Source organism: Streptomyces sp. NPDC001231, assembly GCF_042896885.1.
GTDB lineage: Bacteria > Actinomycetota > Actinomycetes > Streptomycetales > Streptomycetaceae > Streptomyces.
This window is the reverse complement of sequence record NZ_JBIAXS010000003.1, coordinates 81893-95556: the sequence shown is the minus strand read 5'-3', so window position 1 is coordinate 95556 and position 13664 is coordinate 81893. Positions and strand designations below refer to the sequence as shown.

Sequence of the window (13664 nt, the reverse complement as noted above, 5' to 3'; positions counted from 1 at the left end):
GGTTCAGGTCGTCTCCCTCACCCGCGTCTGCTGGACGGTGGCTCCGCCACCGGCGCTGACGGCGGCCACCACGGCCTGGTGCAGTTCCCGGCTCTGCCGCTCGGAACGGCAGGGCACGGGGCTTCCGGTGAGGGTGAACCACTCGGAGGTGCCGGTGTACCCGACCGTCACGTCGGCCTCGTTCCCGTCCCAGGTCGTGTGGACGGTCAGATTGCCGGTGACGACGCCGGCCTCGTCCGTTCGTACGCCGCCCCGGCCGGTGAAGACCCCGGGGGTGGTCCAAGATGCCCAGGCCATGACGTCGCCCTTCCTTCCCGCTGCCGCGCTCGGGTCCCGCGCCCTTCCAGACTCGCCCGGCCGGCGCCCTGTGTCATAGGGCCACATGGCCTCACCGCACATCATCAGGTCGTGATCCGCCCGGCCGGGGCCCTGGGAACCAGCTCCGGCGGCCGGCGGAACAACGCGGGACAGCCCAGCAGGGCGTCAGTCAGTGGGCTGGGCCACGGCCGCCGGAACCCGCCTACGAGGATCAGTGTCAGTGGCGGCCGGAAGACTGCCCGGCATGATCGCAGCAGACCCGAAGGCGAATCTCCTCCGCTATCTGCAAGACGCCCGTGACGCCCTGCTGTGGAAGCTCGAAGGGCTCTCGGAATACGCCGTACGCCGTCCTCTGACTCCCACCGGCACCAACCTGTTGGGGCTGGTCAAGCACACCGCCGGCGTGGAACTCGGCTACTTCGGCGACACGTTCGGACGGCCGTTCTTCAAGGGAGACCCGCCGTCCTGGTGGTACACGGAGAGCGCCGAGCCCAACGCGGACATGTGGGCCACCGCGGACGAGTCGCGCGAGGAGATCGTCGGGCTGTACCGCCGGGCGTGGGAGCACGCGGACGGCACGATCGCGCGGCTGCCGCTCGACGCGACCGGTCACGTCCCGTGGTGGCCGGAGGAGCGGCGAGAGGTGACCCTGCACCACGTCCTGGTCCGCGTGCTGTCCGATACCCAGCGGCACGCCGGCCACGCCGACATCGTCCGGGAACTCATCGACGGGACCGTAGGCCTGTCGAAGGGCGCCGACAGCATCCCTGCGGGCGATCGCGCCTGGTGGGAGAACCACCGGCGCCGGCTGGAGCGCACCGCACGGGAGGCGGGCGAAGGCTGAGAGGGCTGATCCCGCCTCGGCTGTGCCGGGACAGCGGACTGGGCGTGAGTACGAAAGGCAGCCCCTCCTGCGGCTCAGTATGTTCGCGGTCACGGACGACGGGACGCTGATTTGCGCCCCACGGCATCCATGGGCTGAAGTACCCCCAGCCGTTGCAGCTCGACGACATGCTCCGCCGCGCGTCGAGGTGCTTCACCACCGCTCACGAGCACCCCCGCCTCGATGTTGCGTCGGGATGCGGACTCAGTGTCGATGTCCCCGCCCTGTCCCTTGGGCAGGGCAAGGGCACTGAGGGTGAGCGGGAACCACTGGTTGGACGCACCCGCGACCATGAGGACCGGGTCGCGGTCGTAGCCGTTCGGCTCGTACGTGCCCAGGTGCGGATGGCGGCCGCGGCACTGGGGCAGTTTGCGGCGGCCTCGTTCGCTCATGGCCTCCCGGACGCTCACCGGGCAACGGCCCGGCGCTCACCAGGAGCCGCCGTCACCGCCTCCCCCGCCGCCGGGTCTCACCCCGTCCCCTGCCGGACGGAGGGTCGCTCCATGGCGTTGTCCAGATGAGCGATGACGGCCGGCACGTCATCGCTCTCGGTGCTCCGGATCAGTTGCAAAGCCGGCCGGACGAGTCCGGCCGGTCGCGCTATCAACCGTGCGAGCACGGCGGCCCGGATGTCGAGCCGCTGGATGGTGGCCTCGCGCTCCTTTTCGTTCTGGCCGGCAAGCAGGACGGCGTTGTACCACGCCTCCTCGCGGGACTGACGGACACTGAAGTCGAGGATCCGCTCGTCGTTGCGGGCTCCGACCCGATCCAGCAGCGACAGGAACGGCGACAGGGCGCCGACCGAGTCCTGCACCGTCAACACCACCCTCCCAAGGATGTCGTTGATCAGCAAAAAGTCGCGCCGCAACCCGTGGATGGCCTCGCCCGGGCTGGTCCGCGCGGCGGCGATGGCCAGGTCGAGGTTGATGTGCGCGTTCACGCCGAGTATCAGGTGCTGGACGATGATGGTGTCGGCTTCGTCGAGCAGCCCGAACGCCTCACGCCAACAACGCGGCCCGCTCCGGTCACGACGCCAGGCGTCGTACGCGTCGAAGTAGCGGTTGCCGAAGAGCGTGTCGAAACGATCCATTCGGGCGCCGTCGTCGAACAGCCCACCGTGAATGGCCGTGCGGACCTCAACGGTCACCTGTCGGTACAGCGCCGCGAAGTACCCGACCCGGTCACCGGCCCGGCCGGCCTCCCGCACGATCCCGGCAAGCCCGTCCACGACATCGTCGATGTTCTCTGCCGTCACGCCCAACTCCCCTCTCGCAGGGCCCTCGTTCGGCCCGCACTCCGGCTGCTGTCCGCGGTGCCCGTCACAGCCCTGTCCTACCACCGCGCGCCGGGAAGGGTCCCCGTCCTGCAGGAAACGGGACGGGAACCCCGCTCGTCTCCCTGCCACGGCCACGGCCGCGGCGAGCCCCCGGGGGCGCCTCAACCCGTCGGGGGAACCGCCGTCACCGGGCAGTTCCTGCTTCGGTCGGGGTCGCGCGGGGAGCTGCGACCTCCGCGTCGCAGACAGTCCCGATTCGCCGATGGCGAGCAGAGGTGTCCGCCGTGGTCGGCGTACGGCACCCGGACGTTGAGGTCTGGCGTCCGCCGCTCCCGCGTCTTGGGAGGTTTTCGGCAAAGGACATCGACGCACGCCTGAAAACCGCTCCCGCCACACACTGGTCCCGGAGCGCGTCGTCGTCAGCTCCCTGGTGTCTCCCTCTGCTGACCGAACTCTCTGTCGGCTGACCCGAACACGTACGTTCCAGCCAGTCCCCCACCCTGGTGACGGCGCGTTCGTCCCGCGCCGCCACCGCACAACGGCGGCCATCGGCCGGCCCCCTCACGCCCGAGCCCCTTATTGGATTGCCGTCGGCCAGCCCGGTCGGACAGGAAGCTTGCATGCTAAAGGGCAGGAAGTCGCGGCCCGGGAGGCTGCCGTGACGGATCGCATTGGAGGCCAGCTCGGCCGTGACGAGGGCGAGGGTGCGGGCGGGTTCGGCGTCGTGCGGGAGGCCGGTCCACTCGGTGAACTGCTGGACGGCGAGGCGCCGGGCCAGTCGGGCGCCGCGTCTGGTGCTGCTGAAACGCAGGGTCAGCCGGTGGGTGGCGGGGGTTCGGGATGGCGCCGTCTCGTCGGTAATCTGATGCTGGGTCACGGGGTCAGCGTGGGCGCGTGGGTGTGTCGCTGACCAGGTACGTCGGCCGTACGTCGGGCTTGTCGTACGGCCGGGGCGGTTCGCTGGTGCCCTTGTTGTACGGGGGCCTGTACGGGTGTTGTACGGGCCACACGTCGTGCCTCCGTCCCTGCAGGTCGCGTTGGACATGGCCCCGGTGGCGTGCGGGTGACGAGCGTAGCCGTGGGTGGTGGGCGGGGTGGCGACTCAGGGGACGGAAGGGCGTGGCTGCGTGAAGGCGGTACGGGGCACGCGGGCCGTCCTCGCCCCGGATGCCCGACTCGAAGCGATCTTCTTCGGCGAAGAGGTGATCTTCTCCAGCAAAAAGGACATGCCTCCTGTACAACCCTTCCTCCCCATGCGGTGTCAAACACGGCGCCGGACATAGGCACGGGACCTGTCCGGACACCCCCGCGCCCCGAGCCAGCCGGTCGTATCTGAGCCAAGGAGCCCCTCATGCGCAAGCACCGCTCGGCCGCCGTCGCGGCGGCATCGTTTCTCCTCATGACGGGCGTGGTCATCGCGACCGCTCCGAGCGCCTACGCCGGAACACCCGGCGGAACACACGCCAACGACCGCAACACCGACTTCAACGGCGACGGATACGACGACGTGCTCATCGGCGCCCCCGGGGCGACGGTCGGCGGGCACAAGGGCGCCGGCATGGTGACCGTGCAGTACGGCGGACCCAAGGGCATCGGCACGACCAGGGCCAAGGCCTTCAGCCAGAACTCCCCGGGCGTCCCCGGCGCCGCCGAGACCGGTGACAACTTCGGCAAGTCGCTGGCCACCGGCGACCTCGACGGCGACGGCTACGACGACGCGATCATCGGCATCCCCGGCGAGGACCTCGGCGCCGTCGCCAACGCGGGCGCCGCGGTCGTCCTGTGGGGCACGCCGAAGGGCCTCACCGGATCGGCCAGCACCTGGCTGCAGTCCGACGACCTCACCAAGGGCGGCAGGTTCGGCGCCGCGCTCGCCGCGGCCCGCTTCGACGACACCACTCCCGGCGACTCCCTCGCCGTCATGGACTCGGTCGGGCTGACGGTCTACACCTTCGGGCCCGCCCCCCAGGCCGCCGCCAAGAGCGCGGACGCGCAGGCGCGGCGGCCGGTCCAGAAGTCACGCACCACGCTCACCTCGCCTCCGCGGAAGACGCTCAGCAAGGCCTCCGCCGCCAACGCGCCGGGCATCCGGCCCAAGTCGATGACCACGGGCGACTACGACAACAACGGCTTCGCCGACCTGGTCGTCTCCGGCACCAGCGTGGGCAACGAGCCGGGCTACGGCTGGTCGTACATCCTGCTCGGCACCGCGTCGAACAAAGAGCCGCTGCCGATCACCGCGGTGCGCGGCGGCCCGGTCGTCGCGTCCGGCGACATCAACCGCGACGGCTACGACGACCTGGTCACCGGCGAGCCGCACAGCCCGGACGACGGCGGCGAGAGCATGACCGGCGGCATGGTCGGCGTCTACTACGGCAGCGCGGCCGGCCCCGTCGGCCGGGAAGGGCCGGGCACCCCTCCCGTGTGGTGGACCCAGAACTCGGCGGGCGTGCCGGGCACGAACGAGCGGGGCGACGGCTTCGGCACCGACCTCTCCGTCGGTGACAGCAACGGCGACGGATACGCGGACGTGGCGATCGGTGTCGCGGGCGAGGACATCGGCCGCGTCGCGGACGCGGGCGCCGTCACGGTCCTGCGTGGCTCGGCCAAGGGCTTGACGTCCAAGGGCGCACTGTCCGTGAACCAGGGCACCAAGAACGTCCCGGGCACCGTCGAGAAGGGCGACAAGTTCGGCGGCCAGGTCTCCTTCACCGACCCGAACGGCGACGGCCGCTTCGGCCTGCTCGTCTCGGCACCCGGTGAGAACACGAACGACGGCTACGTCTGGGTGTTCTCCGCGGGCCGCTCGGGCCTGACCACCTCTGGCTCCTGGACCTACAGCCTGAGGGCGTTCGGCGGCCTGCCGACGGACGCCCTGTACGGGGCGGCGATCGACGACTAGGCGGTACCTCCGTCGTGGAGCAACGACACCGCATGCCCCGGCCGCGAGGCCGGGGCATGCGGTGCTTCGTCACGGGTTCGCAGCCGGACGCGTGACGGCCTGTCATCTGCCCGCATGCGTCAGCAGCCGGCTGATGTCCGGCGCCAGGGACTACCGCCTCGCCAGCACACGAGCCCGAGCCGAGGAACCCGCCAAGGCGGGCTGACCGCAGCCTACGTTCCTCGTTGGCCAGCCGTCCTGGCGGACGTCTGGCCATCCCGCGTTGCGGTGTCCTTGGAAGAGGACTCAAGAATCGAGCACGGCGGCGACGGCCTCGATCTCGACGAGTTGGTCCTTGTAACCGAGCACGGTGACGCCCATCAACGTGCTGGGGACGTCATGGTCAGCGAACGAGTCCCGGACTACCTGCCAGGCGGCCACCAGGTCCTCCCGCCGGACCGATGCGACGAGAACCCGTGTGCTGATGACGTCCTGGAGTGACGCGCCTGAGGCAGTAAGAGCGGCCTGCATGTTCTCGATGGCTCTCGCTGCTTGGCCCGCGTAGTCCCCGATCGCTGCTGTGGAGCCGTCATCGTTCAGCGGACACGCCCCTGCGAGGAAGATCAGGCGTGACTCGGCGGGCGCTGTGGCCGCGTAGGCGTACTCGGCGACGTCGGACAGGGCGGTGGAGCGAATCAAAGTGATGGCACGAGCCACGGTCGTGTGGTCCTTTCCCCTTGGGTGTTCAGCGCGGACATCCTGCCAATGGCCAGTTGGCTGCCGCCTCCCTTTTCTCCTAGGAGTCCTCTCGTCTCATCGAGCGCATGGCAGGGGAGCTATGAGCACCGACCGGCACACCACGGAGCCTGCTGGACTGGATTGGTTCAAGAGCAGCTACAGCGGAACAAGCGGTGGCGACTGCGTGGAGGTGGCTGCCGGCCTGGACGCCGTGTACGTACGGGACTCGAAGGCCTCGGGTCACGGGCCGGTGCTGCGGGTTGGCCGGGGCGAGTGGGCGGCGTTCGTGGCGCTTGCGATGAAGTAGAGCCGAACGCGGCTTCTGAGCGGAACAACAGGCTCGCTCACGTCACTTGGGATGACGGGAGCGAGCCCATTATCATGCCGTCGGTTCAGAACAGGACGCCCTCAGCGCCCTCACCGAAATCCGACCCACCTCGCGCGGCCAGCTCTTCCTTGCCCTTACGAATGGCCTCGGGAGATGGCGGGGGCAGGTCGGGGTGCTTCTCCCTCGTCTTCTTCTCCGTCACCCCCTTGTGTCGGCCGAGGTGAACCTCGTCGGCGTACGCCTGGTGGTTCAACTGACGCAGGCGGTCGATGATCTCGGTCCGTGCCAGTAGGCCGATGGTGTAGCGGGTGCCTTGGTCGGTCTCGTGGAAGCCATGGTCGAGGGGGAACGTCTCCCGGAGAAACTGGACGCCCACTTCCTGGCCGGCTGCCTGCGGGCCCCCGCCAACGGACGCCAGGCGGGAACCCACGCCTCCAGCTCGTCCCGGGTGGACATCCGACGACTGCAGGTTCTGCCCCTACCCCTTGAGGAACAGCGCGCCCATGCCATGGCTTTCCGTCGTCTCACGGACTTCGAGGAACTTCTCATGCGTGCCGAGGGCCTGGGGCGCCGGCTGGTGAGTGACGTGAGCGACAGGCTCGCCTCGGGCGGGCTGGGCGGCTGACGACGTCGCCTTGCGGTGGGTGGACGTCGATGTTCCTGACGCAACACCCGGGTGAGCGGACCATGCCGCCCGCTTCCTGGCGCTCCTTGTCGCTTGCTGCTCTCAATGGTGGTACTGGGTGTGGGCCAGGGCAGGCGGCGTCCTGCTCATGTACCAACCGTCGCAGCGGACCCCGATGAGGTCCGACGGCCAGCCCGCCGTTTCGACGGCGGCGTCGTAGACGGCGTCACCGAACGCCACGATGGCGCGGTGCGGGTCGGCGGTCTCCCTGAGCACGTCCCACGGCAGGAGAACCAGACCGGCATCAGGATGCCAGGCCGCGCCGTCGACACCCCACGACCGGTTCTCCAGACCGTCCGGTTGGGGCCAGATGTAGGCGTACATACCCACGTCCTGCGCCTCGGAACTGCCGAAGGAGAATCCGACCGAGACATACGCCTCGGTCTGGGCGTTCTGCTGGAAGGTCGGGCCGTGGGCCGGTGGCACAGTGGGCTGCGCACGGTAGCGCGTGGCGGACAGGTCGAAGCCGCCCCACATCACCCCGACCCGCGGACGGTGCCCCAGGTAGGACGCCTGCCACTCCTCAAGCCCGTCGGCGGCGAGATTCAGCGCTGTCCAGATCAGCCGCGCCGCGCGGTGATCCCAGTGACGTTCCACGTGATCATCTCCGAAGTTCGGCGGGGCGCCGGGAATCTCGCAGATCAGCGAGGTGCGCGGCCTGCGCAGGCCGAACTCGCCCGCCGCGCCGCAGAACGACGCGTAGAACGAGGCGAGTGACCCATCGGACATGGGCAAGGTCCGCGAGCCCCTGTCGGTCTCGATGACCACGTCGCCGTCGAGCAGCCGGTGATGCACGGTGAAGGTCACGTCCTGCTGCCGGAGCGTCGGCGTCCTGAGCCCACGGGGAGTGACATTGAGGACGATGTTTCCCCAGCCGACTTCGAACGGCTCGTCGAGGGTGTACTTACCCGCGATCTGTACCAACCGGTTCACGTAGGCGACCATCGGAGCCAGGTCCTCGTAGACCAGCACCGGCCACTCGTGGAGAGGTGCGCTCACGACGAGCCTCCCAGCCTGTCGATCAGCGGTTCGCACTGCAAGCACCGGCAACACCGCAGTACCACCCACCATTGTCGTACGCCGACCCGCATCCTGCGTGCTCGGTGGCGCCGCGCATCCCCGACGTGCGTCAAACGCCCACAGCGGTGGGGCGGCCCCGTAAACCTGCGGCGCGTTCTCTCACCCGGATGCCCCGCCGTTCTCACCCTGTCGAAGCTGCGCCGCCGGGCCCCGCGGCGCGGACACGGCGCGAAACTCTCATCCGGATAGGAGAGTTGACGGATCCTGCCGTGTCCACGGCGGACGATCGCAAGTCCTGAGGAGGTGCTCGCAGCCGCCGGCCGGCCGAGCCCGCCCCACGTGGGCGCCCGGCTGCTAGCGTCCGCCCGCGTGAGTGACAGTGTGTACGTGGGGAACGCGGGCAAGGATGCGGCGCTCGACCGGGGGTGGCTGCTCGGGCACTTCAAGGGTGTCGGCGATCCGCGTCGTAGTGAGGCCGTGGAGATCAAGTGGGGGGTTCATCCTCGTGGCGACGAGCGGTTGCGGTGGGTGGAGGGGGAGGAACGTACGGCTCTGCTGGTGCTCATCAGGGGGCGCTTCCGGGTGGAACTCCCGGGTTGCAGCGTTCTGCTGGAGGAGCAGGGGGACTACGTCGTGTGGGGGCGCGGAGTGGACCACTCGTGGTTCGCGGAGGAGGAGTCGGTGGTGCTGACCGTTCGGTGGCCGTCCGTGCCCGGCTACGCGGTGGAAGAGAGGGTGCCGCCCGGGAGTCGGTAGGCGCGGTTCTTGCGGAGGTGGGTACGTCTTGTTCGGGCGGTGCCGGGCACCTCGGGGTGATCACAGGGCGATGGACTGGTACTCGGTGTAGGCGCTCAGGCCCGCCGGGCCGAACTCGCGGCCGAGGCCGCTCGCCTTGAAGCCGCCGAACGGTGCGCGCATGTCACGGGAGGCGCCGTTGACGCTGAAGGTGCCGGTGCGGATGCGGCGGGCGACTTCGAGGCCGTGCTCCGGGTCGGCGGTCCATACGCCGCCGTCGAGCCCGTAGGCGGAGTCGTTGGCGATCGCGACGGCCTCGTCCTCGGTGTCGAACGGGATGACCGCCAGGACCGGGCCGAAGATCTCCTCCTGGGCGATCCTCATGGTGTTGGCGACGTCGGCGAAGAGGGTCGGTCGCACGTAGAAGCCCTTCTCCAGGCCCGGGGTGTCCGGAGCGCCGGGGCCGCCGAGGACCAGGCGGGCGCCTTCGGCGATACCGGCCTCGATGTGGGACTGGACGCGCTGCTGCTGGGCCTGCTTGACCATGGGGCCGATCCAGGTGTCCGGGTCCATGGGGTCGCCCACGGTGACGCCCCGCATCATGGCGGCGATCGCGTCGACGACCTCGTCGTAGCGGCTGCGCGGGGCCAGGATGCGGGTGTGGGCGACGCAGGCCTCGCCGTTGTTGCCCAGCGACAGGCCCCTCAGGGCCGCCGCGGCCCGGTCGACGTCCGCGTCCGGCAGGACGATGGAGGCGGACTTGCCGCCGAGTTCCAGGCTGACGCGCTTGAACCGCTCACCGGCGATGGCGGCGATACGGCGCCCGGCCGCGGTCGAGCCGGTGAACGCGATCTTGTCGACGCCGGGATGGGCGACGAGGTACTCGCTGATCTCGCGGTCGGCGGGCAGCACGCTGATCACGCCCTCCGGGAAACCCGCCTCGGCGAGGAGCTCCGCGAGCCGCAGGCCGTCCACGGCCGTCTCGGGCGACGGCTTGAGGATCACCGTGCACCCCGCGAGCAGCGCGGGGACCAGCTTGACCAGGGCGGACTGGTGCGGCGCGTTCCACGGGATCACCGCCGCGACCACTCCCACGGGGGCCCGGCGCACCACGGTGCGGTGACCGTCCCGGCCCGGCAGCTCGGACTCCCAGTCGAAGCCGGCGGCGACGTCGAGGAAGTCGTCGTTGAAGTCCTTCAGGCTGCGCTGGAGCCAGCCGGTGAACCAGATCGCCGAACCGTTCTCCGAGGTGATGAGCGCGGCCAGTTCGCCGGCGCGCGCCGCGTGCAGCTCGTTGAACCGGGCGACCACCCGTCGCCGCTCCTCGGGCGCCAGCCGCGGCCAGGGGCCGTGGTCGAAGGCCTCTCGGGCCACTGCCACGGCACGGTCGACGTCGGCGAAGGACGCCTCGGGCACGACGCCCACCAGGGACTGGTCGTGCGGGGAGCGGACCTCCAGGACGTCGGAGGTGGCGGGGGCGGTCCAGGCACCGCCCACCAGCAGCTTGTCGAACGTGATCACGATGTCCTCCCAGATCCGTCCGGAGCGGTCCGGCCAAGTTAATCGAACGGCATTCTCTTAACTCCTCTGCGACCGTAACAGAATCCAGTTCCCTTAACCAGGGCGGTCGCTATCCTGACCGCGGGGACACCGCGAGCGAAGAGAGGGTCATGAGCGAGACGAAGCAGGGGTTCATCCGCGCGCGCAGCCCCGAGAACCGGGAGCTGCGCAGACAGTCGATCCTGGACGCGGCCGAGCACCTGCTGGAGACGTCGCAGGTCGCGGACATCACCCTGCGCGACATCGGCCGGCAGGCGGGGATCGCCACCTCGAACGTGCTGCGGTACTTCGAGAACCGCGAGGCGGTCTTCCTGGAGCTCCTCAACCGGGACTACGGCGCCTGGCTGGACGCGCTCCCGGCCGAGCTGGCGCCCGCCGCCGCGGACGCCACCGGGCCGGCGGCACGGGTGCGCGGCTTCGCCGAGGCCTACGCCGCCTCACTCGCCGCCCGGCCGGTGATGTGCGAGCTGGCGAGCGTGCTGGCCAGCGTGCTGGAACGCACGGTCTCGGTGGAGACGGTCCGCGCCTACAAGCGCCAGGCGCTGGCCGACAACGACCGGCTCGCCGGCATCATCCACGCCCGCCTCCCCGAACTGAACCCGACAGCGGCGAAGGAACTGGCCTCGGCGACCCTCGTGCTCATCGCCGGCCTGTGGCCGTTCGCCCACCCCGGATCCACCGTCGTCGCGGCCGTCGAGGACCCCGCGCTCCTCACCGCGCACGTCGACTTCCCCGCCCGCTACGGCCGCATGATCGAGCTGCTCGCCACCTCACTGCGGGGCCCCGCCACCCCCTGAGCGACGGCCCATCCGCCGGGCCCGGTGGCCGGCAGGACCGCTCGCGTAGAATTTCAGGGTTTGCCCCTTCCCGCCCGCACCCCCGTACGGAGCCCCTCCATGCACAGCCCGCACGACCCGTACGTCCGCGTCCGCGGTGCTCGTGAGCACAACCTCCAAGGGGTGGACGTGGATGTTCCGCGTGACGCGCTGGTGGTGTTCACGGGGGTGTCGGGGTCGGGGAAGTCGTCGCTGGCCTTCGGGACGATCTACGCGGAGGCGCAACGGCGCTACTTCGAGTCGGTGGCGCCCTACGCGCGGCGGTTGATCCACCAGGTGGGGGCGCCGAAGGTCGGGGAGATCTCCGGGCTGCCGCCGGCCGTGTCGCTGGAGCAGCGGCGGGCGGCGCCGACGTCGCGCTCCTCCGTGGGTACCGTCACCAACCTGTCCAACTCGCTGCGGATGCTGTTCTCCCGGGCCGGGCACTGTCCGCCGGGGGCCGAGCGGCTGGACTCGGACGCGTTCTCGCCGAACACGGCGGCCGGGGCCTGCCCCCGGTGCCACGGTCTCGGACAGGTGCACCGCACGGAGGAGGCGCTGCTGGTGCCCGACCCCTCGCTGTCGATCCGTGAGGGCGCGATCGCCGCCTGGCCGGGCGCCTGGCAGGGCAAGAACCTGCGGGACATCCTCGACGCGCTGGGGTACGACGTGGACCGGCCGTGGCGTGAGCTGCCGGCCGGAGAGCGGGAGTGGATCCTGTTCACGGACGAGCAGCCGGTGGTGACCGTGCACCCGGTGCGGGACGCCGAGCGGATCCAACGGCCCTACCAGGGCACGTACATGAGCGCCCGGCGGTATGTGATGAAGACGTTCGCCGATTCGAAGAGCGCTGCCCTGCGGGCCAAGGCCGAGCGTTTCCTCACCGCCGCCCCCTGCCCGGCCTGCGGCGGCAGCAGACTGCGGCCCGAGGCACTGGCCGTGACCTTCGCGGGGCGCACCATCGCCGAGCTGGCCGCGCTGCCGCTGACCGAACTCGCGGAGCACTTGCGGGGCACCTCCGAGGCCGCGCGGGTGCTCACCGCGGACCTGAAGTCCCGTATCGCGCCCGTCGTCGAACTGGGTCTGGGCTATCTCAGCCTCGACCGGGCGGCGCCCACGCTGTCGGCGGGCGAGTTGCAGCGGCTGCGCCTCGCCACGCAACTGCGGTCGGGGCTGTTCGGGGTGGTGTACGTGCTCGACGAGCCGTCGGCGGGGCTGCACCCGGCGGACACCGAGGCCCTGCTCATGGTTCTGCAACGGCTCAAGGCGGCGGGCAACTCCGTGTTCGTGGTGGAGCACCACCTCGACGTGGTGCGCGGTGCCGACTGGGTCGTCGACGTCGGCCCGAGGGCCGGGGAGCACGGCGGGCGGGTGCTGCACAGCGGGCCGGTCGCCGAGCTGGCGGGGGTCGCGGAGTCGGCGACGGGCCGGTTCCTGTTCGACGGCTCCCCCGGGCCGGTGCGGGAAGTACGGTGTGGGCGTGGGCAGTTGACGGTGGGACCGGTCACCCGGCACAACCTGCGCGCGGTGACGGCGGAGTTCCCGCTCGGCGCGTTCACCGCGGTCACCGGTGTGTCGGGGTCCGGGAAGTCCACGCTGATCGGTGAGATCACGGAGGAGCAGGCCGGTGTCGGGCGGCTGGTCCGCGTCGACCAGAAGCCGATCGGGCGCACGCCACGCTCCAACCTGGCCACGTACACGGGGCTGTTCGACGTGGTACGGAAGGCGTTCGCGGACACCGACGAGGCACGGACGCGTGGTTACGGGGTCGGACGGTTCTCCTTCAACGTCGCGGGAGGCCGGTGCGAGACCTGCCAGGGCGAGGGATTCGTCAGCGTGGAGCTGCTGTTCCTGCCGAGCACATACACCCCGTGCCCGAACTGCGGCGGGGCCCGGTACAACCCCGAGACGCTGCAAGTGACGTACCGCGGGCGGAACATCGGCCAGGTGCTGGACCTCACGGTGGAGAGCGCGGCGGAGTTCTTCGCCGACACCCCGGCCGTGGCCCGCAGTCTCGGCACCCTCCTCGACGTCGGCCTCGGCTATCTGCGCCTCGGCCAGCCCGCCACCGAACTGTCCGGCGGTGAGGCCCAGCGCATCAAGCTCGCGAGCGAGCTGCAACGCAGCCGCCGCGGCCACACCCTCTACCTCCTCGACGAGCCGACGACCGGACTGCACCCGGCCGATGTCGAGGTACTCATGCGGCAGTTGCACTGCCTGGTCGACGCCGGACACACCGTGATCGTCGTCGAGCACGACATGTCCGTCGTGGCCGGCGCCGACTGGGTCGTCGACCTCGGCCCGGGCGGCGGCGACGCGGGCGGCCGGATCGTTGCGGCGGGACCGCCGGTCGAGGTCGCGCGGGCGGCGGGGAGCGCCACGGCTTCGTATCTGGCGCGGGCCGTACTGCGGGATGTCTAGAACT

13 protein-coding genes and 1 pseudogene are annotated in these 13664 nt (G+C 70.5%); 7 read left to right on the top strand and 7 right to left on the bottom strand.

The genetic code is table 11. From position 1 onward, the window contains the following. Nucleotides 1-3 precede the first annotated feature (3 nt). Nucleotides 4-297, bottom strand: a complete 294-nt coding sequence (locus tag ACFY3J_RS04910; protein WP_384176757.1) for a hypothetical protein — start codon at nucleotides 295-297, stop codon at nucleotides 4-6. 265 nt (nucleotides 298-562) lie between these two features. Here ACFY3J_RS04910 and ACFY3J_RS04905 point away from each other — a divergent pair, with 265 nt between their 5' ends. Next, complete coding sequence (locus tag ACFY3J_RS04905; RefSeq protein WP_384176755.1) at nucleotides 563-1162, top strand: DinB family protein; 600 nt, start codon at nucleotides 563-565, stop codon at nucleotides 1160-1162. A gap of 89 nt (nucleotides 1163-1251) precedes the next feature. Here the strand turns inward: ACFY3J_RS04905 and ACFY3J_RS04900 are convergent, their stop codons facing one another. Together ACFY3J_RS04900 and ACFY3J_RS04895 are read right to left on the bottom strand one after the other, a co-directional pair. Beyond that, complete coding sequence (locus tag ACFY3J_RS04900; RefSeq protein WP_384176753.1) at nucleotides 1252-1593, bottom strand: hypothetical protein; 342 nt, start codon at nucleotides 1591-1593, stop codon at nucleotides 1252-1254. Nucleotides 1594-1670: 77 nt separating this feature from the next. Further along, nucleotides 1671-2456 (bottom strand): DUF5995 family protein, encoded by a 786-nt coding sequence (locus ACFY3J_RS04895; protein WP_390840273.1) that lies wholly within the window; start codon nucleotides 2454-2456, stop codon nucleotides 1671-1673. A 1372-nt stretch (nucleotides 2457-3828) separates the two neighbouring features. On the opposite strand from ACFY3J_RS04895, the gene ACFY3J_RS04890 reads away from it, so the two are divergent. Then, entirely contained in the window at nucleotides 3829-5379 is a 1551-nt protein-coding gene (locus ACFY3J_RS04890) for an esterase (RefSeq protein WP_390840271.1), read from the top strand. A 285-nt stretch (nucleotides 5380-5664) separates the two neighbouring features. On the opposite strand, the gene ACFY3J_RS04885 is transcribed toward ACFY3J_RS04890, so the two are convergent. Further along, the gene (locus ACFY3J_RS04885; RefSeq protein WP_384176745.1) at nucleotides 5665-6075 is read right to left on the bottom strand and encodes a RidA family protein; all 411 of its coding nucleotides are present in this window, start codon (nucleotides 6073-6075) and stop codon (nucleotides 5665-5667) included. Between the two features lie 121 nt (nucleotides 6076-6196). Between ACFY3J_RS04885 and ACFY3J_RS04880 the strand changes: the two genes are divergently transcribed. Further along, the gene (locus ACFY3J_RS04880; protein WP_384176743.1) at nucleotides 6197-6403 is read left to right on the top strand and encodes a DUF397 domain-containing protein; all 207 of its coding nucleotides are present in this window, start codon (nucleotides 6197-6199) and stop codon (nucleotides 6401-6403) included. Between the two features lie 85 nt (nucleotides 6404-6488). Here ACFY3J_RS04880 and ACFY3J_RS04875 read toward each other — a convergent pair whose 3' ends face one another. Beyond that, the gene (locus tag ACFY3J_RS04875; protein WP_384176741.1) at nucleotides 6489-6800 is read right to left on the bottom strand and encodes a hypothetical protein; all 312 of its coding nucleotides are present in this window, start codon (nucleotides 6798-6800) and stop codon (nucleotides 6489-6491) included. Between ACFY3J_RS04875 and ACFY3J_RS04870 the strand changes: the two are divergent. Continuing rightward, a pseudogene (locus ACFY3J_RS04870) lies at nucleotides 6780-7049 on the top strand (N-6 DNA methylase); the annotation flags it as partial. The gene ACFY3J_RS04875 and the pseudogene ACFY3J_RS04870 overlap by 21 nt on opposite strands. A gap of 102 nt (nucleotides 7050-7151) precedes the next feature. Here the strand turns inward: ACFY3J_RS04870 and ACFY3J_RS04865 are convergent. Beyond that, on the bottom strand, nucleotides 7152-8108 hold the full coding sequence (locus tag ACFY3J_RS04865; protein ID WP_384176739.1) for a DUF5996 family protein: 957 nt from the start codon (nucleotides 8106-8108) through the stop codon (nucleotides 7152-7154). A gap of 390 nt (nucleotides 8109-8498) precedes the next feature. Here ACFY3J_RS04865 and ACFY3J_RS04860 point away from each other — a divergent pair, with 390 nt between their 5' ends. After that, nucleotides 8499-8885: a signal peptidase I gene (locus ACFY3J_RS04860; RefSeq protein WP_390840269.1), complete on the top strand. Its 387-nt coding sequence runs from the start codon at nucleotides 8499-8501 to the stop codon at nucleotides 8883-8885. A 60-nt stretch (nucleotides 8886-8945) separates the two neighbouring features. Here the strand turns inward: ACFY3J_RS04860 and ACFY3J_RS04855 are convergent, their stop codons facing one another. Continuing rightward, a complete protein-coding gene (locus tag ACFY3J_RS04855) occupies nucleotides 8946-10385 on the bottom strand; it encodes an aldehyde dehydrogenase (RefSeq protein WP_390840267.1) in 1440 nt (479 codons plus the stop codon). Nucleotides 10386-10534: 149 nt separating this feature from the next. On the opposite strand from ACFY3J_RS04855, the gene ACFY3J_RS04850 reads away from it, so the two are divergent. Next, a complete protein-coding gene (locus ACFY3J_RS04850) occupies nucleotides 10535-11221 on the top strand; it encodes a TetR family transcriptional regulator (protein ID WP_384176733.1) in 687 nt (228 codons plus the stop codon). 99 nt (nucleotides 11222-11320) lie between these two features. Beyond that, nucleotides 11321-13660 (top strand): ATP-binding cassette domain-containing protein, encoded by a 2340-nt coding sequence (locus ACFY3J_RS04845; RefSeq protein WP_390840265.1) that lies wholly within the window; start codon nucleotides 11321-11323, stop codon nucleotides 13658-13660. The last annotated feature ends 4 nt before the right edge of the window (nucleotides 13661-13664 follow it).